Genomic DNA, 21,799 nt, shown 5'->3' on the forward strand with positions numbered 1-21,799 from the left:
TGCGCAAGACCGACGTGGCCGCGCGGCTTGGCGGGGATGAATTGGGCATCCTGCTGTGGAATGTGGAGGATGCGGACGCCCTGAGGCGCTACGCCGAGGACTTGCTGGCGGCCCTGTCCGAGCCGTGCGTCTGTGGCGGGGAGTCGTGTCAGGTGGGCGCGAGCATTGGCGGCAGCCTGTGCCCCATGCATGGTGAGGACCCGGAACAGCTGGTGCGCTGGGCGGACCGCGCTCTGTACGTGACCAAGCGGCAGGGCAAGAACGGCTTCACCCTCGCCGACGCCGTGGACACTGCGGACTGAGCTCTGCCCTCGCGGCGGAGCGCCCTGCGCCCCAAAGCCCTGACAACACCGCCGCCAAGTTGAGACGGCCTCTGAAAAAAAGCGCCCCGTGTGGGGCGCTTTGTGTTTTTGCGTGATTAGAAGCGGGGGCGTTTGGGCGCCGCTGCCGTCTCGGTCTGCACGGTGTGTTCGCCTCCGGGGGCGGGCGGGGCGTCTTCTGGGTGGGGCGGTTCGTGCGTGATGCCGTGGCGCGTGTACTGCGTGGCGATGCCTTCCTCGCGGAAAAGGGTCGCCAGCCCGCGCGTCATGTCGCTCTTGAGGCTCCACGCGGAGGATGGATTTTCGGCCCATGCGGCAATCCAGCACACCACGCCGTCCGGCTCAAGGCGCATCACCCAGAATTGCGGGTCGTCGCGGTCGGAGAAGCTGTCGCTCTGGGTGGCGATTTTTTTGGCGTTGCGCTCCACGTATTCAAGATCCACATCGTAGGCGACCTTGAACTCAATATACGCCCAGATGATGCGCTCAGTGATGGTCAGGTTCAGGAATTCCTTGGTCATCATCCGGCTATTGGGGATGACGTAGCGCCGCCAGTCCCAGATTTTGATTTTTGTATGCGTGGGCGAGATGTCTTCCACGGTGCCGTAGTGGTCGTCGATGATGACCACGTCGCCAACGCGGATTTGGTTGGACAGCGAGATGACAACGCCGGAAATCATATTCTCCACATACGGGCGCGCGGCAATACCGAGGATGACGGTAAACGCCGTGATGAACAGGGAGAGCATGGTGGACGGGATGTTGCCGATAAACGGCAGCGCCCCGGCGATGACGGCAAAGGTGAGCACGCCGCCAAAGAGAAATTTTTGGATGACGGAGAAGCGGCGGTCCACCTGTTCCGTCATTTTGCGCTTGCGCTTGATTTTGGAGCGGCGGGTCAGCGCGTCGTTGGGCAGGGGGTCCAGACGTTTGATTTTGTCCAGACGTTCTAGTTTGCGCTCCTTGACCGATGTGACATGCCGCTGGGCGCGCCACAGGATGAGGATGGCGATAATGGCGACAATTCCCAGATACAGAAGCGGGATGTTGTCCTTGATGAGCGCGAGAAATTCCATGCCGTAACGGCTCCGGTGCTTGTGTGGTTTCGCAGGGCTGCCCAGTTGTAAGTTTTCGCTGAAGCGGGCGCGGCGTCAAGAGCGCAGTTGCCGCTCTGCCAGCGAAGCGCGGGACGCAAGAGCGCCCCGGTGTTGCCACCGGGGCGCTTTGTCTTTGCGGAAAGAAAAGAGCCTAGGCGCCGACGCGGCCTTTGTAAGACTGCACCGTGTTCTTCAGGAGCATGGCGATGGTCATGGGACCAACGCCGCCCGGAACGGGAGTGATGGCGCTGACGCGGTCTTTGATGGCGTCAAAGTCGCAGTCGCCGACAAGGCCGTTGTCCGTGCGGTTGATGCCTACGTCAATGACGATGGCGCCGTCCTTGACCATGTCGCCGGTGACGAAGTGCGGGCGGCCGATGGCGGCAACGATGATGTCGGCCTCGGCGCACAGCTCCTTCAGGCCGGGTGTGCGGGAGTGCGCCACGGTGACGGTGGCGTTGGCACAGTCGCCATAGCCCCACAGCATCATCGCCATGGGCTTGCCCACGATGTTGGAGCGGCCAATGATCACGGCGCGCTTACCTGCGGTGGTGACGTTGTGGCGCTTCAGCAGTTCTATAACGCCGGCGGGCGTGCAGGGGGCGAATCCGGGCAGGCCAAGGGCAAGGCGGCCCATGCTGACGGGATGGAAGCCGTCCACGTCTTTGGCCGGGTCGATGAGGTCCAGACAGGCTTGGCTGTCCAGCCCCTTGGGCAGGGGGAGTTGCAGCAGAATGCCGTCCACGTCCTCGCGGGTGTTGAGGTCGCGGATGAGGTCTTCCAGCTCCTGCTGGGTCACATCCGCAGGCTTGCGGAAGGCCAGCGAGGTAATGCCCGCGTTTTCGCAGGCCTTTTCCTTGTTGCGCACGTAGACCTGCGAGGCCGGGTCGTCGCCAACAAGGATAACGGCGAGGCCGGGGGCCCTGCCGTGGGTTGTCGCAAGTTCAGCCACCTGCTCGCTCAGTTCGCTGCGAATTGCGGCGGCGGTCTTCTTGCCGTCCAGCAGAATCATGCTCGGTTCCCCCTTGAAAAGAGTCGGATGAACTGGATAGGGCGCGGAAACCGTGTTCCCGCGCCCCTGTGACGAATGTTGTGCAGCAGTCGTTACAACCGTATCTAGTCCATGTCAAACCACTGTTCGGCCATGATGGGGCCAAAGTAGATGGCTTCGTCTTCCAGGTCTTCCTCAATGCGCAGCAGCTGGTTGTACTTCGCAATCCTGTCGGAGCGGCACAGGGAGCCGGTCTTGATCTGGCCGGCGTTGACGCCAACGGCGAGGTCCGCGATGAAGTGGTCCGCGGTTTCGCCGGAGCGGTGGGAGATGACGGTGGTGTACGCCGCCTGCTTGGCCATCTCGATGGTGTCCAGCGTTTCGGTGACGGTACCAATCTGGTTCAGCTTGATGAGGATGGAGTTGGCCGCACCCTCTTCAATGCCGCGGGACAGAATCTCGGGGTTGGTGACGAAGATGTCGTCGCCCACCAGCTGGATTTTGTCGCCCAGTTCGTTGGTCAGCAGCTTCCAGCCTTCCCAGTCGCCTTCGGCCAGGCCGTCCTCAATGGAGATGAGGGGGAAGTCGCGGGTGAGTTCGGCGTAGTAGTCCACCAGTTCCTTGGCGTTGAAGGACTTGCCCTCGCCCGCGAAGGTGTAGGTGCCGTCTTTGTGGAACTCGCTGGCGGCGGCGTCGATGCCAAGGGCGATGTCGCGGCCCGGCGTGTAGCCTGCGGCCTCGATGGCGCGGATGATGTACTCAAAGGCCTCGCGGTGGCTCTTGAGGTTGGGGGCAAAGCCGCCCTCGTCGCCCACGGAGGTGACGTGGCCGTCCTTGGCGAGGATCTTCTTGAGGTTATGGAAGGTCTCCGCGCCCATGCGCAGGGCTTCGGCAAAGGAGCCAGCGGACAGCGGCATGATCATGAACTCCTGGATGTCCAGGTTGTTCGGGGCATGCTCGCCGCCGTTGATGATGTTCATCATGGGAGCGGGCAGCACTTTGCCGTTGACGCCGCCAAGGTACTGGTACAGCGGCAGGCCAAGGTGATTGGCCGCAGCGCGCGCCACAGCGAGGGACACGCCAAGCATGGCGTTGGCGCCCATGCTGGATTTGTTGTCGGTGCCGTCAATGTCCAGCATGGTGTTGTCGATGGAGGTCTGGCGGGTGACGTCCATGCCGACAACGCCTTCGGCCAGCGGGCCGTTGACGTTTTCCACGGCCTTGGTCACGCCTTTGCCCATGTAGCGGGCGGTGTCGCCGTCGCGCAGTTCAAGGGCTTCGCGGGTGCCGGTGGATGCGCCGGAGGGCACAGCGGCGACGCCAGTCGCGCCGGATTCGGTGGTGACCTCCACCTCGATGGTGGGATTGCCGCGGGAATCAAGAATTTCACGGGCCCATACGTTAACGATGGTGCTCATGGCTCGCTCCTTTTTATACGAAATGGTTGTTCATGGCGGAAGAGTCGGGCCTGCGCCACAACGGGGCATGCCCGCAAACGTCAAAATACTATCAGAAGCGCGGGGATTCATCCATACAGGCGTACGCCAGACCGCAAAAGAGCAGGTCCGGGCGCACAATGTCCAGCGAGGGGCAGACACGGGCCACGCTTTGGGCCAGCCCGCCAGTGGCGAGCACGGTTCCGCCGCCGCCGAGGGCTCCGGTCATGCGGGTGATGAGGCCCTCAATCATGGCGGCAAAGCCGAAGATAAAGCCCTGATTGAGGCTGTGCATGGTGTCGAAGCTAAAGGAGAACTCCTCGCCCGGCAGGTCGAGGGTGAGTTCGGGCAGGCGGGCGGTGCCGCAGGAGAGGGCCTTTGCCGCGCTCTCCATACCCGGGCAGATAACGCCGCCCAGAAAGGTGTTGCCCTGCACGCAGTCCACAGTGGTGGCGGTGCCGAAGTCCACAACGACAAGGTTGCGCGAGTCCACCATACGGCGCGCGCCGTAGGCGGCCACAAGGCGGTCCGGGCCTACGTTGCCTGGCACGTCGGCAATGTTGTCGAAGGGCAGAGGCAGGTTGTCCGGGGCAAAGCGGGCGCTGACGCCAAAGGCGCGGTCTGCGGCCTCGCAGATGTGCGGAACAACGGCAGGCACTACGGAACACCCGGCAACGCCGGAAATACGCCGCGTATCAACGTCCCACACCCGCGCCGCGTGCAGCAGGCGCTGCGCCCACGCATCAGGCGAATCCGCAACGGTGGGCAGCGCAAGCGTTGCAACAGGAAAAGGGCCGGCTTCTGGTGACCAAAGCGCGACCTTCGTGTTAGTATTGCCTATATCTATAAAGATGACGTGGGATGCATGCATGGGTGTTTCATCCATTGAAACGAACGGGTGGCGTTTCCATGTCCTGTCACTCGTCAGCGACTGTAAAGGTTTGAGACGGAATTTCAAGCGGTTATTTTACGTAAAGTCGTGGGACCGCCTTGTCCTTTGGTGCATCGGCGTATAAGTATTACGGTTGAGAATATCAAGATTTTCAGAGCATAGAACCCGAATATCTGGAGGCTCGCATGGATCCGTCTGTACTTGTGCCGCGTCCGGGGGGATTGATGGTGGAGTGGGGCTGGTTTCAATTTTTCCAGCTGCTTACATTCATCGGTCACCTGCTCTTCATGAACACTCTGCTTGGCAGTGCCATCATGGCCTTTGCCGAGGGCATGCGGGAGGGCAGCAGCACCCCGGTTGGCCGCCACGTCTCGCGGAAGCTGCCCACCACTGTTGCCCTGACGGTCAACTTCGGCGTTGCGCCGCTGCTGTTTATGCAGGTGCTGTATGGGCAGTTCTTCTATGTTTCCGACATTCTTATGGGCCCGTACTGGCTGGCTGTTGTTGGGCTGGTCATTCTTGCCTATTACGGGGCCTATATCTGGGACTTTCGCTTCGACAGCCTTGGGGGCATGCGTCAGGTGATATTGGGGGCGGTTATCGTCTTGCTGCTTGGCGTGGCCTTCCTGTTCACCAACAACGTGTCCATGATGCTGACGCCGGCGCGCTGGACGCAGTACTTTGAGGCACCGGGCGGCACGTTCCTGAACTTTGGCGAGCCAACCCTTGTGCCGAGATATCTGCATTTTGTGGTGGCGTCCATCGCTGTTGGTGGGCTGGTACAGGGAATCTACTGGTCGCGCAAGCGGCGGCGCAGTCTGCCCGGTGCGCAGGCCATTGCCGCGCGCGGTATGAATGTGTTTGCCTACGCCACGGCCGTGCAGATTGCTGTTGGCTCATGGTGGCTGGTGAGCATGCCCCGCGACGTGATGCTCGTCTTCATGGGCGGGCGTCCCTTTAACACCGCCGTCTTCCTCATAGCGCTGGCCCTTGTGGCCTGCTGTCTCATCTTCGGCTTCCGTGGGCGTGTGGTTCCTGCGGCGGTTGCCCTTGTCCTGACCGTGGTGACCATGGTGGGCCTGCGCGAACTGGCGCGCGTGGCGTACCTTGAACCCTTCTACAAGGTGGCGGAGCTGCCCTCGTCGGGCCAGCATTCGCCGCTTGTCATGTTTATCGTGTCATTGTGTGTGGGGCTTGGCGTCATCGCCTATGTGCTCAGGCTTGCATCGGAAGTCCGGAAGGAGGAAGCGTAGCATGGACTATCCAGTCTGGCAGATTCCATTCTTTGGCGGCGGGCTGCTTGTGGCCATCATCGCCGTGGTGCATGTGTTTGTGGCCCACTTTGCGGTGGGCGGGGGCCTGTTCCTTGTGCTGACGGAAATGAAAGGCCACCGCGAAAACAACCCTGCCATCCTTGAGTATGTGCGGCGGCACACCAAGTTTTTCCTGCTTTTGACCATGGTCTTTGGCAGTCTGACGGGTGTGGGCATCTGGTTTATCATTGCCCTCACCAATCCGGCGGCAACCCTGACCCTTATCCGGACCTTCACCTTTGGGTGGGCGACGGAGTGGGTGTTCTTTGTGGGCGAGATTGTGACCCTGCTGGTGTACTACTACACCTTTGGGCGCATGGAGCGGCGCAAACACCTGACCGTGGGCTGGCTGTACTTCGCCTTTGGCTGGCTGTCGCTGTTTATGATTAATGGCATTATTGGGTATATGCTGACCCCCGGCCAGTGGGTGGAGACGGGCAACTTCTGGGACGGATTCTTCAATCCCTCCTTCTGGCCCGCCCTTGTGTTCCGTTCGCTGTTGGCCTTTACCATCGCCGGGTTGTTCGCCTTCCTGACGGCCTCCCGCGTGAAGGACGAGCCAGTGCGCCTCAATCTGATGCGCTTCTCCGCCATTTGGGCGGCTGTGCCGGTGCTGCTGATGGTGCCGGTGTCGTGGTGGTATTTTCAGGCACTGCCTGACGTGCCGCAGGCCATGATCACCGGGCGCAACAATGAAATTATGCCCTTCCTGCAGGCATTTATCACCGTGGCGCCCATCATCGTAGTGCTGAGCATGTTCCTGACCCTGCGCATGCCGCGCGAGCTCAAGACGCTGTTTGCCTCGCTGCTGCTGGTTGCGGGGTTTGTGCAGATTGGCTCCTTTGAGTGGATTCGCGAGGCCGCGCGCCGCCCGTACATTATCTATAATTATATGTTCTCCTCTGGTGTGACGCTGGCGGACGCTGCCGAGGCCAACGAGAACGGCTTCCTCAAGACGGCCAAATGGGTGCGCCACACCGACGTCACGCCGGAGAACCGCCTTGAGGCCGGGCGCGATATGTTCATGAAGCAGTGCCTTAGCTGTCACAGCATTGATGGCCCCTCCAACGACATTCTGCCCCTGACCAAAAAATTCTCCGTGCTGGGCATGGATTCCCAGTTGGACGGGCAGGGCAAAATCAACAACTACATGCCGCCATTCTTCGGCACGGAGCGCGAGCGCTGGGCCTTGGCGTCCTATATTGTCGAGGGCCTGCACGGCAAAACCGAAACCGAGCCGGAGACGGAACTGGTGGAGGCCACCACGCCTGAGATGCCGCCCTTTGACGCGGAGAATGATGAATATGTGCTGCTGTCGTGGAACAACCTCGGCATGCACTGCATTTCGGACTCCGACCCGTACTGGATTCTGCTGCCGCCGGCCAATGACCTGTACTGCCAGCTTGTGCGCCGCGGCGAAATGCCCGAAGTGGTCAGCGATGGCGTGACCATCACCTACGAGGTGGAAGAGGGCTTTGAGAACCCCGCGCAGCATGTGCGCTTCTGGGAATTCGCCGAACAGCTCTTTGGCAAAAAGCTGCCCGAGAATGTGGGCGTTTCCGGCAACGGACTGACCGGGGAAATGCACTACAGCGAATCCCTTGGCGCATTTGAAGCCGGACTGATCCCCGTGGTGCCGTATCCGGATTCCGGCGGCTATCACCCGTACCCCGTGTTCACCATCACCGCGCGGGACGAGGCCACCGGTGAAGTGCTGGCAACGACCAAGACCGTCGCCCCTACCTCCACGGAGATGGGCTGCAAGAACTGCCACGGCGGTGAGTGGCGCGTGGCCGGAGTGGCGGGCTTCTCGGATGAAACGTCGGCCGACGTGCTGGCCGTGCATGACCGCAACACCAAGACCAAACTCCTTGAGATGGCCGAGAAGGGCGAGCCGCGCCTGTGCCAGAGTTGCCACCCGGACCCGGTGCTGGCCGCCGAGGGCAAGCCGGAACTGTTGAACCTGCCCGCCGCCATCCATGGCTGGCACGCCAACTACCTGACGAACCGTGGTGCGGAGGCCTGCGCCTACTGCCACCCCAATAATCCCGAGGGCCCAACCAAGTGCCTGCGCGGTATCCACGCCGAAGTGGGGCTGGATTGCACCAGTTGCCACGGCACGCTGGAGGACCACGCCCTGTCGCTGCTGAAGCATGAGGATGCAGCGGGCAAGCCCGGGGCAAAGCGCCTGATGCAGCACCTGCGTCCGCGCGCTGTGGAGAGCAAGGCCGACATCAACCCGCGTGTACCGTGGGTGAATCAGCCTGATTGTCTCAACTGCCACGCTGGTTTCCAGCCGCCTGAGACCATGGACGCCTTTAATACGTGGACGGAAGGGGCTGATGGCCTGTTCCGCATGCGCAAGGGCTACATGGGCGCGCTGATGTGTGGCACCTGTCATGGCAGTCCGCATGCGGAGTATCCGGCGGTACAGGAAAACGGCTACGGTAAGGACCGTGACAATATCGCCCCATTGCAGTATATGGGACACGCCGGGCCCATAGGGTCGCGCGGGAATTGCGCGCTGTGCCACGTGGGAACCGAGATGACGCCGGAGGATTCCGCGCATCATCCCATGGGCTTCCGCTAGCATTGGCGGGCCCAGAGCCGATACAATCATAAAGCGCACCCCGGCCATGCCTATGGCGTGGCCGGGGTGTCTGTTGCCCACGGGGCACCTCGGCCTGTGGCGTTATATCCCTCGGCACGCACTGCATGCACCGTGCATAGCAGTGCCAAATGATGGACAAAGTGTCTCCTTGTGCTGAGCCTCTTGACCTTTGCATGTGCGTCGGGTAAACATCCCGCGCCAGTCAAGCTTGACTAAATGGGAGAGGTTCTTTAACAAGAACCTCTTTTATTTTTTTGGGACGGGAAACGTATATTATGTTCGACAGCCTTTCAGACCGCCTAGATTCAGTCTTTAAGAAGTTCAAGGGCCAGGGGCGCCTTGACGAATCAAACATCCAGCAGGGCCTGCGCGAGGTGCGTCTTGCGCTGCTTGAGGCCGACGTCAACTTTAAGGTCGTCAAGCAGTTTACGGACCGCATCCGCGAGCGCTGCCTCGGGCAGGAGGTGCTCGGCAGCCTGACCCCCGGCCAGCAGGTCATCAAAATCGTCAACGACGAAATGGTGGAACTGCTGGGCGGCGAAACGCAGGACGTTGACCTGCGCGGCACCCCCGCTGTCCTTATGATGGTGGGCCTGCAGGGTTCGGGTAAAACCACCTCGGCCGCCAAGCTGGCGCTGCATTTTCGCCGCGAGCGGAAGCTGAAGCCGTATCTCGTCCCCGCCGACGTTTACCGCCCCGCAGCTATCGACCAGCTCCAGACCCTTGGCAAGCAGCTTGAGGTGCCGGTCTATCCGTCCACTCCGGATATGAATCCTGTGGACATCTGCCGCGAGGGCATCAAGGCCGCGCAGGAAGCAGGATGCGACGTTGTCCTGCTGGATACCGCAGGCCGCCTGCACATCGACGAAGAGTTGATGCAGGAGCTGGCCAACATCAAGACGGCTTGCACGCCCGGCGAAATCCTGTTCGTGGCCGACGCCATGATTGGTCAGGAAGCCGTCAATGTTGCCGAGTCCTTTAACGAGAGGCTTGACATTTCCGGCGTTGTGCTGACCAAGATGGATGGCGACGCCCGCGGTGGTGCGGCCCTGTCCATCAAGTCCGTCACCGGCAAGTCGGTGAAGTTCGTGGGTGTTGGCGAAAAGGTGAGCGATCTGGAGGTGTTCCATCCGGACCGCGCCGCTTCGCGTATTCTGGGTATGGGTGACATGCTCACCCTTATCGAAAAAGCCCAGACCACGATGGACACGGAAGAAGCCGAAGCCATCGGCAAAAAATTTCAGCGCGCGGAATTCGACTTCGAAGACTTCCGCACGCAGATGCGCCGGCTGAAGAAGCTGGGATCCCTTGAGGGGATGCTGAAGCTCATTCCCGGCATGCGCGGGCTGAAGGACAAGCTCGGCGAGATGTCCATGCCTGATAAGGAAATGGCCCGCGTAGAAGCCATCATCAACTCCATGACGATGGAGGAACGCCGCAATCCCTCCGTCATCAATGTCAGCCGCAAGGAGCGCATCGCCCGCGGTTCCGGCGTCACTGTGAACGACGTGAACCAACTGGTGAAGAACTTCGAGCAGATGCGCAAGATGATGAAGAAGATGATGGGCGGTGGCAGCAAGGGCAAAAAGCCCCGTATGCCCCGCATGCCCAAGGGGATGCCCGGCTTGCCCGGTGCACCCGGCGGGATGCCTGGTGGTATGCCCGGTATGCCCGGCATGGAAGGGATGGACGGTTTGGAAGGCATGGGCGCCCCCGGTGGCGGCTCATCCAAGCCCAAAACCCAGCGCAAAAAGCGTAAAAAAACCGCCGGCAAGAATAAAAAGCGGAAAAAGAAGTAATACCGGAGTAGACCGGGCCGCGGTGTGGGCCCGAATCCGGCTCGGATCGCGGTCAGGCAGGTGCGGGTTTTGCGCAGACTGCTTGCATTTTCTTTCAATTGTAATACTATCTATCAGAATGGGGGAAACCACATGGCTCTTAAACTGAGACTCACCCGTATGGGCTCCAAAAAGCGTCCCTTCTACAGGCTTGTCGCTATCGACAGCGCCACCCGTCGTGACGGTCGGCCGCTGGAATTCCTGGGCCACTACAATCCCATGGTCACGCCCGTGGAAATCAAGATCGACACCGAGAAGGTGCAGAAATGGGTGGAGCGTGGCGCTACGCCCTCCGATACCGTTCGTTCCCTGCTGAAAAAGGCCGAGTCTGCCAGCGAGTAGTATCCGTTCGTACGGACGTCACACGCGGCGATGTGTTCTGCAGTAAATCTGATTTCCCAGCCGGAGGTCATCATGTTGAAGGATCTGATTTCCTACATTGCGAAATCCTTGGTCGATAATCCTGATGCGGTCGAGGTTTCGGAAATTGAGGGAGAACAGACTTCGGTGATCGAGCTTAAGGTCGCCAAGGAAGACCTCGGAAAGGTTATCGGCAAGCAGGGGCGCACCGCCCGGGCTATGCGAACCATCATAGGCGCGGCTTCCACCAAGGCCCAGAAACGGGCTGTGCTGGAAATCATCGAGTAGGGCTGGGGCCTTTCTCCCGGCTCCCTCGCCCTGCGCTACGCGCCGTGCTGCGCGGCGACGTGCTGTACGCGGTTCATCGTGTGAATGCTTATGAGCAGCGCGAAATCGCAAGGCATGCCGGTTGGCAGCAAAGACCTCGTCGTCATCGGCGAGGTGACGAAGCCACACGGACTCAGAGGGGAAGTCTGCATACGCTCGTATGCGGACTCCCCTTCTCTTTTTGACCAGCTCTCCGCTGTGTACCTCCGCCCCGGTCCCCAGGCCGAAGAGGCCGAAGAACCGACGCCGCCACCCCGCAAGGGGCGCGGCAGACGCCCCATGCGTCCGCGAAAGCCCCGTCTGCGCCGCTACAGCGTTGTATCGTGGCGCTCGCACAAGGGCGCGGTGCTTGTCACCTTTGAGGGCGTGGCGGACAGAACAGCGGCGGAGGCCCTGCGCGGGTACGAAATGCTCGTGCGCGAGGCCGACCTGCCGGAACTCACCGACGAGGAACTGTATCTCTATCAGATAGAGGGCCTGAGTGTGGTTCTGGAAGGCGGCGAAGCGCTCGGCACCGTGCGTGAAGTGCAGATGCCCGCTGGTCAGGAGCTCTGGGCCATTGATACCCCGGACGGCAGGGAAGTGCTCTTCCCCGTTGCCGAGGAATTCGTGCGCGATGTGGACCTTGACGCCCGCGTCGTGGTCATTGCGCCGCCGCCCGGTTTGCTCGACCTGTATCTTGGGGACGACTAGCGCCCGCCGTCTCGCGGCGCGCGTCGTCCTGACCGGAAAGGATCATCCTACGTGCAGTTCCATCTTGTCTCTCTCTTCCCCGAGTTCTTCGATTCCCCGCTGTCCAGCGCCATGCTGGGCAAAGGCGTGGAGGAAGGGCTGGTGGGCTTTACCCGCATCAATCCCCGGGACTTTACGGAAGACCGGCACCGCACCGTGGACGACAGACCCTACGGGGGCGGTCCCGGTATGGTGATGATGTGCGACCCGCTGACAAAGGCGCTGGACAGCATTGAAACCCCCGGGCGCATGCTGGCGCTGACGCCGCGCGGCCGTCCTATGGATCAGGCTTTCGCGCGTGAGCTTGCCCAGGAGGAGAACATTACGCTTATCTGTGGCCGCTACGAGGGCATAGACGAGCGCGTGTTCGAGGAATATCCCATCGAGGGCGTCTCGGTGGGCGACTTCGTCCTGAATGGGGGCGAGGCAGGCGCGCTGTGCGTCGTAGAGGCTGTGTCCCGGCTGGTGCCGGAGTTTATGGGACATGAGGACTCCGGAGACGAGGAGAGCTTCTCCCATGGGCTTTTGGAGTATCCACACTACACGCGTCCTGCGGAATTTCGCGGACGCAAGGTGCCGGATATTCTGACCTGCGGCGACCATGGCCGTATTGCCGAATGGCGGCGACGCAAGGCACTGGAAGTGACGCTTGCGCACCGTCCGGACATTCTGGCTGATGCAGCATTGACCGAGGACGATATCCGCACCATGCGCGAAATTCGGGCTGCTGGCGGAGTTGGAACGCTTGGGCGCAATTTATACGTGGCGTTACTGCATGCGCCGGTGCTCAATAAATTTGGGCAAACCGTCGCTGTGTCTTTGACAAATCTCGACGTTCACGATATAGCCCGCGTTTCGCGCACCTACGGTCTTGGAGGGTACTACATAGCAACCCCCCTCGCCGACCAGCGGAGTCTGCTCGAAAGGCTGGTCGGGCATTGGCTCGAAGGTCCGGGCCGAAAGGCCAACCGCGACCGCACCGACGCCTTTGGCTCCATCACCACGGCGCACGATCTGCAAGAGATCATCGCCGACGTGGAGCGCAAGACGGGGCAGCGCCCGACAGTCGTCGCCACTTCGGCGCGCGGCGCAGGGAGCGCTACTGTTCCTGCTGTGCAGAATATGCTGCAGGAGAGCCCGGTGCTTCTGGTTATGGGAACGGCTTCCGGCTTGGCGCCGGAGGTGCTGGAGGATGCGGATGCAGTGCTTCGCCCTGTGCGGAGTCTTGGTGCCTACAACCATCTCTCCGTCCGTTCCGCCACAGCCATTATCGTTGACCGCGTCTTGGGCGACGCGTATTAAAAAGTTTCGGCGACGAAATATATCCCGCGAAGGAGTTTTGATATGGACGCTATCCGTAAAATCGAAAGTGAACACCTGCGCCTTGACCTCCCGAAGTTCAAGGGCGGTGACACCGTCAAGGTTCACCAGCGCATCATTGAGGGCGAAAAAGAGCGCATCCAGGTTTTCCAGGGTGTTGTGCTCCGCGTGAACCGTGGTGCCACCAACAGCACCTTCACCGTGCGCAAGGTTTCCGACGGCATTGGTGTCGAGCGCATCTACCCGCTGAACAGCCCGTTCATCGAGCGCGTTGAAGTGCTGAGCGAAGGCAAAGTCCGCCGCAGCCGCATGTACTACCTGCGCCAGCGCAAGGGCAAGGCCGCTCGCATCAAGACCAAGAACCAGTGGGATTAATCCCGCGCAGAGCCGTCCGGCCGTCCCGGCCGGGGGCGACGCAGACGGCAGGAGACGTTGTCCATGCCGTTGCTTGCATGTGAGACAATGGCCGGGGATTCCTATCCCCGGCCATTTGCTGGTGTAGACGAAGCTGGCCGAGGCTGCCTCGCCGGTCCCGTTGTCGCCGCCGCCGTCATCCTGCCGGAGGAATTTGACCTCCCCGGATTGACGGACTCGAAAAAGCTGACCGAGAAGAAGCGGTCCATGCTCGAACCCCGTGTCAAGGCGCAAGCCGTGGCGTGGGGTATTGGTGTTGGGTGGCCGGTGGAAATCGACCGCATCAACATCCTGCGCTCTACCCTGACGTCCATGTGCCGGGCCGTGACCGCCATGAAGGTGCAGCCCGTGTACCTCGCCATTGACGGCAACCAGTCCGTCCCTCTTGATATTCCCCAGAGCTCCGTTGTTGGGGGCGACGGCAAGGTCGCGGCCATCTCCGCCGCGTCCATCCTTGCCAAAACCTTCCGCGACCGGCTCATGACCTCGCTGGACCGCCGCTATCCCGGCTACGGCTTTGCCGAGCACAAGGGCTACGGCACCAAGGTTCATCTGGAGGCCATCCGCCGCCTTGGGCCGTGCCGCATGCACCGTCTCACCTTCAGGGGCGTGCGCCCGGACGAGAAGCCGAAGCAGGAATCCCTGTGTCTGCCTGGCATCTAAGCCTTGGCAGGCGCGGCGAAAGCGCTGCGTCCGACTATCTGCAAAAGCGCGGCTACCGCGTGCTGGAGCGCAACTGGCGCTGCCGCGGCGGTGAGCTGGACCTCATTTGCTCCCGGAAGGGCACCATCGTCTTTGTGGAAGTGAAAACCCGCACCGGCAGCGCGCAAGCCGACCCGGCCGGGGCCGTTACCGCGGGCAAGCGTCAGCGCCTGTCACGCGCGGCGGCGGAGTACCTGACCCGGACGGGCTGCTGGGATGTGCCGTGCCGCTTTGATGTGGTGGCCATCCTCCGCGACGCCGAGGGCGAGGCCCCGCGCATCACCCATTACGAAAACGCCTTTGAGCTGTCCGCCGGTGGCGGATGGCAGCCGTGGTGAGCACCCCCTGTTGTGCCCGGCGGCGAAAGTGCGTAGAGAAAGAGCAAACCTCCGGCGCGGCTGCGTGCCCATCTGATAGCCATGACTGATGAAACTGCACAGAATACTGAATTGGACGCCGCGCTGTACGTGGTGGCGACCCCTCTTGGCAACGCCGACGACCTGTCGCCGCGGGCGCACCGCATTCTCGCCGCCGCGGATATGGTGCTGGCCGAGGATACCCGCCGCACCGGGCAGCTCTTCCAGCGCCTCGGCATCCCCTCGCACGGCTTTGTGAGCTTTCACGAGCATAACGAGGAGAAGCGCACCGCGCGCGTGGTTGAGGCCCTGGAGGCCGGGCAGAGCGTGGCCATGGTGTCCGATGCCGGCACGCCGCTTTTGTCCGACCCCGGCTTTACGCTGGTGCGCGCCTGCCGCGAGCGGGGCATCACCGTGGTGCCCGTGCCCGGACCCAGCGCGCCGCTGACGGCGCTGAGCGCCTGCGGCCTGCCGCCACTGCCATTTACATTTCTTGGCTTTCCGCCGCGCAAGGCCGGAGACCGGCACAAATTTTTTGCCGCCCATGCCCAGACCGGGGCGACGCTGATTTTCTTTGAGCGCAAAAACCGCCTCATGGAGACGCTTCAGGCCGCCCATGACGCCCTTGGTCCGCGCGAGGTGTGCGTTGCGCGGGAATTGACCAAGACGCATGAGGAATTTATACATGGACGGCTGGACGCCCTGACGGCACTGGATGTGCCGCTTCTTGGCGAGTTTACCGTTGTGATTGGCCCGCCAGCCGAGGAGGCGGAAGCGGGCCGCGAGGCCGTCCTCGCCGCCATTGAGGAGGAGCGCCGCGCAGGCGGCAAGCCCCGTCAGGTGGCGCGCCGCGTGGCCGAGCGCATGGCGGGATGGTCCACCAAGGATGTGTACGCGCTGATGACCGGTGAGGGGCCGGCGGCGCAGGGCGACGAATCCACAGCGTAGGGGAAGGCAATGGCTGAGGGGCAGATGGAGCAGTGCGGAAAACAGGCGCAGCGCGGTGCGGGGAAGCGGCAGACGTTTCCTTCGGCCCGGGTCCTGCATGCCTGCTTTGTGCGCACGCTGTTGGTCGGCGCGGGGTTCAACACGCGCGGCATGCAGAACATCGGCCTCGCCAATGCCATGGACCCCGGACTGCGGGCGCTGTACGGCGGCGGAGAGCCGCTTCGCCAAGCCCGCCGCCGCTATGTGGGGCACTACAACACCCACCCGTTTTGGACGCCGCTGCTCGTTGGCGTGTTCCTTGGGGTGGAGGTGAAGATTTCACGCGGTCTCCTTGCGCCGGAGGCCTTTGACAGCCTGCGGGGCACCACCATTTATGCCCTGTCCGCCATTGGGGATTCGTTCTTTGGCGGCAGCGTGCTGGTGCTGTGGTCGCTGGTGACATTTTTACTGTGGGCCGCTGGATATGGCTGGCTGGCCGTGATAGTAGGGGTGGTGTGTTTTGCGGCGCTTCAGGCGTTCAAGGCATACACCTTCCTTGAAGGGTTCAGGCAGGGGCTCCAGTTTGTTCCCACCCTCAAGCGGTGGGACCTCATCAACTGGGGCCAGCGCGTCAAGGTCTGCAACGCCGCACTTGTGGTGCTGGTGTGGGGCCTTGCGTGGCCGGAGCCGTTCCTCTGGTACGAATGGCTGGCCGCAGTGCTGGCCCTTGGCGGGTTGGCCGGGGTGGTGTTCACCGCCGGACTGTCCCGCGAGGTGATTCTTGCGCTTCTTGTGGCTGGGTACCTTGGGTATCCTTGGCTGGAGCGCTTGGTCGCCGGTCTCTTTACCTGAATACGCAGCACATGCCTGTGACGACAGCACCCCCGTACGGGTGATGATATATTGGAGGATATCGTGATCGAACCGGAAGAAGACGCCGAGGGCTACCAAAGCGCCGAAGTCTGCGTGCGAAATGAACTGGGCCTACATGCCCGTCCCGCAGCGCGCCTTGCTCAGGAGGCGCAGCGGTTCGCCGCCGAGATCACGCTCACCATGGATGAACAGGAAGTGGATGCCAAAAGCATCCTCGACATCCTGACGCTGGCCGCGCCGCAGGGGTGCGACCTTGTCGTCCGTGCTAACGGCGACGACGCCGCAGAAGCACTGAAGACGCTGACAGAACTGTTCCAGACGCGATTCGGCGAGGATAAATAGTGGCCCAAAAGGTCATCACCGGCATTCCGGTCTCTTCGGGCATTGCCATTGGCAAGGCCTTCTTCATGAACCGCAGGCTGCATGGCACCATCCCGCGCCAGTCCATCGCTTCGGCCATTGTCGCCGACGAGGTGTCGCGCCTTGATGAAGCCATTGCGCAGGCTGCGGCGGACCTTTCCGATGTGCGCGAAGGCCTGCCCGCCGAGCTGCGCGACCACGCCCTGCTCATTGACTCGCACATCACCATCCTGCGCGACCCCAAGCTCGCCAAGACGGCCAAGTTCTACATTGAGGACATGCGCATCAATGCCGAGTGGGCGCTGCTCAAGGCCGTGAAGGACATGGAGCAGGCCTTCTCCACCATCAAGGACGACTACATCCGCGAACGCATTCAGGATGTCCGCCTTATGGCGGACCGGGTGCTCTCCAAGCTGATGGGCCTGTCCACGGAGCTTCGGGCCATTGAGGGCCGGGTTATCCTGCTTGCCCACGACCTTGCCCCGTCGGACACCGCCGGGCTGGAAGTGGACAAGATTATGGCCTTCACCACCACCGAGGGCGGCAAGACCTCCCACACGGGCATCCTTGCCCGCTCCCTGCAGATTCCGGCCATCGTTGGCGTCAGCGGGCTGGAGGAGAGCGTGCAGGACGGCGCGTTCATCATTATTGACGCGCTCAAGGGCCGCATTCTTGTGGAGCCGGACGAGAGCGAAATTACGTTCTATTCCGACCTGCAAAGCCGCTTTGAGACCTACGAAAAGAGCATCCACAGCAATTGCCACCTGCCCGGCGAGACCACCGACGGCTACCGCGTGCAGGTGAATGCGAATATTGAACTTTTTGAGGAAGTTGCCGCAGTGCTCGACCACGGCGGCGACGGCATCGGCCTCTACCGCACGGAATACTCGTACATGAACCGCAAAACCCTCCCCACGGAGGAGGAACTGTACGAGGAATACCGCGACCTCGCCCTTATCATGGACGGGCGCAAGGTCACCTACCGCACGCTGGACCTTGGGTCGGACAAGAACATGACCCAGTACGCCCAGTCGCAGGAGCGCAATCCCGCCCTTGGTCTGCGGTCCATCCGCTACTGCCTGAAGCACCGCGAGATGTTCAAGACCCAGCTGCGCGCCATTTTGCGCGCCTGTCTGGAAGGCAACTGCGCCATGATGTACCCCATGATTTCGGGGCTGCGGGAACTGCGCGAGGCGAACAAGGTCCTCTACGAGGTCAAGGCCGACCTGCGGCGCGAGGGCGTGCCCTTTGCCGAGAATGTTCCCGTGGGCATCATGATTGAATTGCCCTCGGCCGTGATGACCGCCGAACTGCTGGCGCAGGAAGTGGACTTCTTCTCCATTGGCACCAACGACCTCATCCAGTATTCCCTTGGCATCGACCGGACCAACAAGGACGTGTCGTACCTCTACCAGCCGCTGCACCCGGCTGTGCTGCGCTCCATCAAGCTTGTGGTGGACGCCGCGCACCAAAGCGGCATTGAGGTCAGCCTGTGCGGCGAGGTGGCCTCGGACCCCTTCTGCGTTCCCATTTTGCTCGGCATGCAGATTGATTCCATGAGCATGAACCCGCAGGCCATCCCGGGCATCAAGCGCATCATCAGGCAAACCACGCTGGACGAATGCAAGGAACTGCTGCGCCGTATATTGGACTGCCGCACCGTGACCAAGATTAACCATCTCGTCATGGATTCCATCTTCCAGCGTTTCCCGGAAGAACTCACATTCTACTCGTCATTGCTCGACGCGGACGAATCGATATAGACATATGGCAAAACCAGCACCATCCGGCATCAAGATTATCGCCCAGAACAAGAACGCCCGACGCAACTATGAAATCCTCGATACCTTCGAGGCGGGCATTTCCCTCATGGGCTCGGAAGTCAAATCCCTGCGCGCTGGCCGCGTGAACTTTAAGGACGGCTACGTCCGCATTATGGACGGCGAGGCTATTCTCATCGGCGTGCACATTGCGCCGTATGAGAACGCTGTGCACACCGGCCACGAGCCGGAGCGCGAGCGCAAGCTGCTGCTGCACCGCCGCGAAATCGACGCCCTGTCCGCCAAGGTGGACCAGAAGGGCCTGTCCGTGGTGCCGCTGAAGATGTACCTCAAGCGCGGCAAGGTGAAGGTGGAGATTGCCCTCGGACGGGGTAAAAAGACCTACGACCGCCGCGACGACATCAAAAAGCGCGACATCGCGCGGGACACCGCCCGCGAAGTGGCGCGCTACAAGTAGCCCGCCCGCGAGGACGACACCAATATAAAGCCGCCCCGTGCGGCTTTTTTCATGTGCTATAGCGTGGTTGCCCCCGCGCCCGGCGCTTCGTACACTGATTGTGCCGCGCCCGCGAAGAGGGCGCTCTCTGTTGGAGGAGGTTTTTCATGCTTACATCGGCCCAAAGCCGTTTTCTGACCGGGCTGTTCCCCGGCGACGCCTGCGCGTTGTCGCCTGAGGAAACCTGCGCCTTTGGCGGCGACTCCAGCCGCCTGTTCCACCAGCCATGGGCTGTTGTCCGTCCGGAAGGGCGGGAGCAGGTGCGGGAACTGTTGCGCTGGGCCGATGCGGAGCGTGTGCCGCTGTTTTTCCGCTCCCGCGGGACCAATGTTGTGGGCGCGTGTGTGCCGCAGGGCGGCGGTGTGGTGGTCTCTACCCTGCGCATGAACCGCATCATCGACATTTCGGAGCGCGACTTTGTGGCCGTGGTGGAACCGGGGGCCGTGACGGCGGACGTGCAGCGCGCCTGCGCGGCCAAGGGACTCTTTTATCCGCCGGACCCAGCCAGCGTGCGCATCTCCACCATTGGCGGCAACGTCTCCACCAATGCCGGGGGGATGCGCGCCGTGAAGTACGGCGTCACCCGCGAGTATGTGCTGGGGCTTCAGGCCGTCATCCCCGGCGGCGAGGTTATCCGCATGGGCGGGCGCTGCCATAAGAATGTGGTGGGCCTTGACCTGACGCGGCTCTTTGTCGGCGCGGAGGGGACCCTTGGATGCCTGACGGAGGTGACGCTCAAGCTTCTGCCCCGGCCGCAGGCCACGGCATCGGTGCTGGTGGGCTTTGCCAGCCTCGAACAGGCGCTGGAGGCCGCGGCTGCGGTGTTTCGGGCGGGCATATTGCCCGTCGCCATGGAATTTATGGCCGCTGAGGTGTTGGCCGCGCTGGAGCACGTGACGGTGCCCCCGTGGCCCAAGGGCACGCAGGCCGCACTGCTGCTGCAAATTGATGGCTCCGAGGAGTCCTTGCCCGGCGAGTTGGCGCGCCTTGAGGCGGCCCTTGGCGCCGAGTCCCCCGCCTTTTTGGAGGCCGGGCAGGGCGCGGCCGAGGAAGGGCTGTGGGAGGTCCGCCGCCTCATCAATCCGGCGTCGTTCCGCGTGGCCCCGGACAAGATGAGCGACGACGTCACCGTGCCGCGCGGCGAGGTGGCGCGCGCCATTGCGGGCATCCGCGAGGCCGCGGGGCGGCTCGGGCTGACCGTGCTCACCTTTGGGCACCTTGGCGACGGCAATATCCACGTGAACATCATGTACGACAAGGCGGGCGGCGAGCTGGAGCGCGCCACAGCCCTCAAGCGCGAGGTGCTGGGCGTCGTGCTGGGTGCTGGCGGCACCATGTCCGGCGAGCACGGCGTGGGGCTGACCAAGTATCCGTACTTTGACGAGCAGATTGGCGCGGCGGAGCGCCGCCTGATGCGCAGCATCAAGGCCAGCTTCGACCCCAACGGCATTCTGAATCCCGGCAAAGCCTACTGACCTGTTTTTGCGGGTTGTTCTGTGAACGGGCCGTTCCATCCGTGGCGATGGGGCGGCCCGTTTGCCGTTTTTGCCCGCCCGCCCCGGCGCCGCGCGCGCACAGACTGCGCGCCGGAGGCCGCGCCCGGGTTGCCCGTCTTCGTGAATTCACGTAATTATTGGATGATACGAGAAGTCCGTTTGCGCTATGGCTAGGGAGGGATGGATGCCGTTTTTCATTCTTGCTGGCGTCATTTTTGTGTTCGCCGTGATTTTTGCGCTGTATGTGCGCGGCGTGCGCGAAAAATATATCGAGACCATCCAGCGGCTGCGCGTGCAGCGCCGCCGCAAGGAAATCGATATGGGCGACGCGCAGAACGACATCGCCATCCGTAAGGAGAATGTGAAGCTGCTGGAGCGGCATTTGGAGACCCTGCGCCTTGAGCACGAACGGGAAAAGCGCCGTCTGGCCGAGGAGGCTGCCGCAGGCGAGGAGCGCACCGCCCTGTCTGTTCTGGAGTCCATGGGCCGCGTATCGCAGGAGGACATTGACCGAGCCGAGGAATTCCGCGCCAAGTCGGGCAGCGAAGCGAGCATTGAGGAAGTGCTCGTTCTCTTGGAGATTGTCAGCCCCGAAGAGGTGCAAAATGCCAAGGCCACATCCCGCCGCTAAGAGCGCCCCGCCCATGGAGTGTTGCCCATGACGGTCATCTACATCTCCATCCTTGTTTTGCTGTTTCTTATGATAGGTCCGGCCTATTACGCACGCATGACCAAAGGCTATACGGATATGATCCGCAAGCTGGAGTACGAGGTGCAAAAGCTGGACGATGAACTGGAAAGCATGCTGGCCGAGCGCGACGTTCTGCAGGAGCGTGAAGACGAACTCAAGGCCGAGCAGATAGCCATTGTGCAGGCGCAGCACGGGCTGACGTCCTTTAGCGAATCCGCCGTGGAGTACGATTCCGCCATCGGCTACCTGATGCAGGCGGGCAAGCTGCGGCAGGAGGACCTGCAAAAGGCGCAGGACTTCAAGGAAGGCTCGCAAAGTCCGTATGACTTAGAAGAAGTACTGATAATGCTCGATATCGTGTCGTCGTACGATATGGAATTGGCCAAAAAGAAGGTGGCCGGGAAGTGAAATGCGCGGCATTTGCATGCGCTGTAATACGTACTCTGTCGTTTTCGTGACTGTATTG

23 protein-coding genes are annotated in these 21,799 nt (G+C 61.9%); 19 read left to right on the top strand and 4 right to left on the bottom strand.

What is annotated here, in order from left to right:
- The coding region (locus tag ACY69P_RS01015; RefSeq protein WP_462326270.1) for a diguanylate cyclase domain-containing protein at positions 1-302 on the top strand (302 nt) is incomplete at its 5' end.
- Between the two features lie 116 nt (positions 303-418).
- Here ACY69P_RS01015 and ACY69P_RS01020 read toward each other — a convergent pair.
- The 4 genes from ACY69P_RS01020 to ACY69P_RS01035 all read right to left on the bottom strand — a co-directional run bounded on the left by ACY69P_RS01020 (position 419) and on the right by ACY69P_RS01035 (position 4,715).
- Positions 419-1,396, bottom strand: a complete 978-nt coding sequence (locus ACY69P_RS01020; RefSeq protein ID WP_462326271.1) for a mechanosensitive ion channel family protein — start codon at positions 1,394-1,396, stop codon at positions 419-421.
- Between the two features lie 172 nt (positions 1,397-1,568).
- Positions 1,569-2,429: a bifunctional methylenetetrahydrofolate dehydrogenase/methenyltetrahydrofolate cyclohydrolase FolD gene (gene folD / locus ACY69P_RS01025; protein ID WP_462326272.1), complete on the bottom strand. Its 861-nt coding sequence runs from the start codon at positions 2,427-2,429 to the stop codon at positions 1,569-1,571.
- Positions 2,430-2,533: 104 nt separating this feature from the next.
- Positions 2,534-3,826, bottom strand: a complete 1,293-nt coding sequence (gene eno / locus ACY69P_RS01030; RefSeq protein WP_462326273.1) for a phosphopyruvate hydratase — start codon at positions 3,824-3,826, stop codon at positions 2,534-2,536.
- 91 nt (positions 3,827-3,917) lie between these two features.
- Entirely contained in the window at positions 3,918-4,715 is a 798-nt protein-coding gene (locus ACY69P_RS01035) for a type III pantothenate kinase (RefSeq protein ID WP_462326274.1), read from the bottom strand.
- A gap of 206 nt (positions 4,716-4,921) precedes the next feature.
- On the opposite strand from ACY69P_RS01035, the gene ACY69P_RS01040 reads away from it, so the two are divergent.
- The 18 genes from ACY69P_RS01040 (at position 4,922) to ACY69P_RS01125 (ending at position 21,741) form a co-directional block, all read left to right on the top strand.
- Complete coding sequence (locus ACY69P_RS01040) at positions 4,922-5,989, top strand: hypothetical protein (RefSeq protein WP_462326275.1); 1,068 nt, start codon at positions 4,922-4,924, stop codon at positions 5,987-5,989.
- 1 nt (position 5,990) lies between these two features.
- Positions 5,991-8,639, top strand: coding sequence for a cytochrome ubiquinol oxidase subunit I (locus ACY69P_RS01045; protein ID WP_462326276.1), 2,649 nt, complete (start codon positions 5,991-5,993; stop codon positions 8,637-8,639).
- A gap of 296 nt (positions 8,640-8,935) precedes the next feature.
- Positions 8,936-10,459 (top strand): signal recognition particle protein, encoded by a 1,524-nt coding sequence (ffh, locus tag ACY69P_RS01050; RefSeq protein ID WP_462326277.1) that lies wholly within the window; start codon positions 8,936-8,938, stop codon positions 10,457-10,459.
- 132 nt (positions 10,460-10,591) lie between these two features.
- A complete protein-coding gene (gene rpsP, locus ACY69P_RS01055) occupies positions 10,592-10,840 on the top strand; it encodes a 30S ribosomal protein S16 (protein WP_404843490.1) in 249 nt (82 codons plus the stop codon).
- A gap of 72 nt (positions 10,841-10,912) precedes the next feature.
- On the top strand, positions 10,913-11,146 hold the full coding sequence (locus ACY69P_RS01060) for a KH domain-containing protein (RefSeq protein WP_404843489.1): 234 nt from the start codon (positions 10,913-10,915) through the stop codon (positions 11,144-11,146).
- 90 nt (positions 11,147-11,236) lie between these two features.
- Complete coding sequence (rimM, locus tag ACY69P_RS01065) at positions 11,237-11,878, top strand: ribosome maturation factor RimM (protein WP_462326278.1); 642 nt, start codon at positions 11,237-11,239, stop codon at positions 11,876-11,878.
- Positions 11,879-11,929: 51 nt separating this feature from the next.
- Complete coding sequence (gene trmD, locus ACY69P_RS01070; RefSeq protein ID WP_459900949.1) at positions 11,930-13,219, top strand: tRNA (guanosine(37)-N1)-methyltransferase TrmD; 1,290 nt, start codon at positions 11,930-11,932, stop codon at positions 13,217-13,219.
- A 42-nt stretch (positions 13,220-13,261) separates the two neighbouring features.
- Positions 13,262-13,612, top strand: a complete 351-nt coding sequence (gene rplS / locus ACY69P_RS01075; RefSeq protein ID WP_404843486.1) for a 50S ribosomal protein L19 — start codon at positions 13,262-13,264, stop codon at positions 13,610-13,612.
- A gap of 63 nt (positions 13,613-13,675) precedes the next feature.
- Entirely contained in the window at positions 13,676-14,314 is a 639-nt protein-coding gene (locus ACY69P_RS01080; protein ID WP_404843485.1) for a ribonuclease HII, read from the top strand.
- Positions 14,296-14,691 carry a YraN family protein gene (locus ACY69P_RS01085; RefSeq protein WP_462326279.1) on the top strand — a complete coding sequence of 132 codons (396 nt, stop codon included), beginning with the start codon at positions 14,296-14,298 and terminating at the stop codon, positions 14,689-14,691. Before ACY69P_RS01080 ends, ACY69P_RS01085 begins: the two co-directional genes overlap by 19 nt.
- An 81-nt stretch (positions 14,692-14,772) precedes the next feature.
- Positions 14,773-15,657, top strand: a complete 885-nt coding sequence (rsmI, locus tag ACY69P_RS01090; RefSeq protein ID WP_462326280.1) for a 16S rRNA (cytidine(1402)-2'-O)-methyltransferase — start codon at positions 14,773-14,775, stop codon at positions 15,655-15,657.
- Positions 15,658-15,666: 9 nt separating this feature from the next.
- Positions 15,667-16,488, top strand: coding sequence for a PTS system mannose/fructose/sorbose family transporter subunit IID (locus ACY69P_RS01095; RefSeq protein ID WP_462326281.1), 822 nt, complete (start codon positions 15,667-15,669; stop codon positions 16,486-16,488).
- Positions 16,489-16,551: 63 nt separating this feature from the next.
- Positions 16,552-16,851: an HPr family phosphocarrier protein gene (locus ACY69P_RS01100; RefSeq protein WP_462326282.1), complete on the top strand. Its 300-nt coding sequence runs from the start codon at positions 16,552-16,554 to the stop codon at positions 16,849-16,851.
- Entirely contained in the window at positions 16,851-18,632 is a 1,782-nt protein-coding gene (gene ptsP, locus ACY69P_RS01105; RefSeq protein ID WP_404843480.1) for a phosphoenolpyruvate--protein phosphotransferase, read from the top strand. Before ACY69P_RS01100 ends, ptsP begins: the two co-directional genes overlap by 1 nt.
- A gap of 4 nt (positions 18,633-18,636) precedes the next feature.
- On the top strand, positions 18,637-19,107 hold the full coding sequence (gene smpB, locus ACY69P_RS01110) for an SsrA-binding protein SmpB (protein ID WP_404843479.1): 471 nt from the start codon (positions 18,637-18,639) through the stop codon (positions 19,105-19,107).
- 146 nt (positions 19,108-19,253) lie between these two features.
- Positions 19,254-20,621 carry an FAD-binding oxidoreductase gene (locus ACY69P_RS01115; protein WP_462326283.1) on the top strand — a complete coding sequence of 456 codons (1,368 nt, stop codon included), beginning with the start codon at positions 19,254-19,256 and terminating at the stop codon, positions 20,619-20,621.
- Between the two features lie 205 nt (positions 20,622-20,826).
- Positions 20,827-21,273 (top strand): hypothetical protein, encoded by a 447-nt coding sequence (locus tag ACY69P_RS01120; protein ID WP_459900961.1) that lies wholly within the window; start codon positions 20,827-20,829, stop codon positions 21,271-21,273.
- A gap of 27 nt (positions 21,274-21,300) precedes the next feature.
- The gene (locus ACY69P_RS01125; protein ID WP_462326284.1) at positions 21,301-21,741 is read left to right on the top strand and encodes a hypothetical protein; all 441 of its coding nucleotides are present in this window, start codon (positions 21,301-21,303) and stop codon (positions 21,739-21,741) included.
- Positions 21,742-21,799: the final 58 nt, after the last annotated feature.

The sequence above is a fragment of the Desulfobaculum sp. genome (assembly GCF_054921475.1).

Coding starts and splice junctions, on each gene's coding strand:
- rplS (WP_404843486.1), top strand. CDS start 13,262: ATGGACGCTATCCGTAAAATCGAAAGTGAACACCTGCGCCTTGACCTC.
- ACY69P_RS01020 (WP_462326271.1), bottom strand. CDS start 1,396: ATGGAATTTCTCGCGCTCATCAAGGACAACATCCCGCTTCTGTATCTG.
- ACY69P_RS01045 (WP_462326276.1), top strand. CDS start 5,991: ATGGACTATCCAGTCTGGCAGATTCCATTCTTTGGCGGCGGGCTGCTT.
- folD (WP_462326272.1), bottom strand. CDS start 2,429: ATGATTCTGCTGGACGGCAAGAAGACCGCCGCCGCAATTCGCAGCGAA.
- eno (WP_462326273.1), bottom strand. CDS start 3,826: ATGAGCACCATCGTTAACGTATGGGCCCGTGAAATTCTTGATTCCCGC.
- ACY69P_RS01040 (WP_462326275.1), top strand. CDS start 4,922: ATGGATCCGTCTGTACTTGTGCCGCGTCCGGGGGGATTGATGGTGGAG.
- rpsP (WP_404843490.1), top strand. CDS start 10,592: ATGGCTCTTAAACTGAGACTCACCCGTATGGGCTCCAAAAAGCGTCCC.
- ACY69P_RS01035 (WP_462326274.1), bottom strand. CDS start 4,715: ATGCATGCATCCCACGTCATCTTTATAGATATAGGCAATACTAACACG.
- ACY69P_RS01115 (WP_462326283.1), top strand. CDS start 19,254: ATGCTTACATCGGCCCAAAGCCGTTTTCTGACCGGGCTGTTCCCCGGC.
- ACY69P_RS01120 (WP_459900961.1), top strand. CDS start 20,827: ATGCCGTTTTTCATTCTTGCTGGCGTCATTTTTGTGTTCGCCGTGATT.
- ACY69P_RS01095 (WP_462326281.1), top strand. CDS start 15,667: ATGGCTGAGGGGCAGATGGAGCAGTGCGGAAAACAGGCGCAGCGCGGT.
- ACY69P_RS01080 (WP_404843485.1), top strand. CDS start 13,676: ATGCCGTTGCTTGCATGTGAGACAATGGCCGGGGATTCCTATCCCCGG.
- smpB (WP_404843479.1), top strand. CDS start 18,637: ATGGCAAAACCAGCACCATCCGGCATCAAGATTATCGCCCAGAACAAG.
- ACY69P_RS01125 (WP_462326284.1), top strand. CDS start 21,301: ATGACGGTCATCTACATCTCCATCCTTGTTTTGCTGTTTCTTATGATA.
- rimM (WP_462326278.1), top strand. CDS start 11,237: ATGAGCAGCGCGAAATCGCAAGGCATGCCGGTTGGCAGCAAAGACCTC.
- rsmI (WP_462326280.1), top strand. CDS start 14,773: ATGACTGATGAAACTGCACAGAATACTGAATTGGACGCCGCGCTGTAC.
- ACY69P_RS01060 (WP_404843489.1), top strand. CDS start 10,913: ATGTTGAAGGATCTGATTTCCTACATTGCGAAATCCTTGGTCGATAAT.
- ffh (WP_462326277.1), top strand. CDS start 8,936: ATGTTCGACAGCCTTTCAGACCGCCTAGATTCAGTCTTTAAGAAGTTC.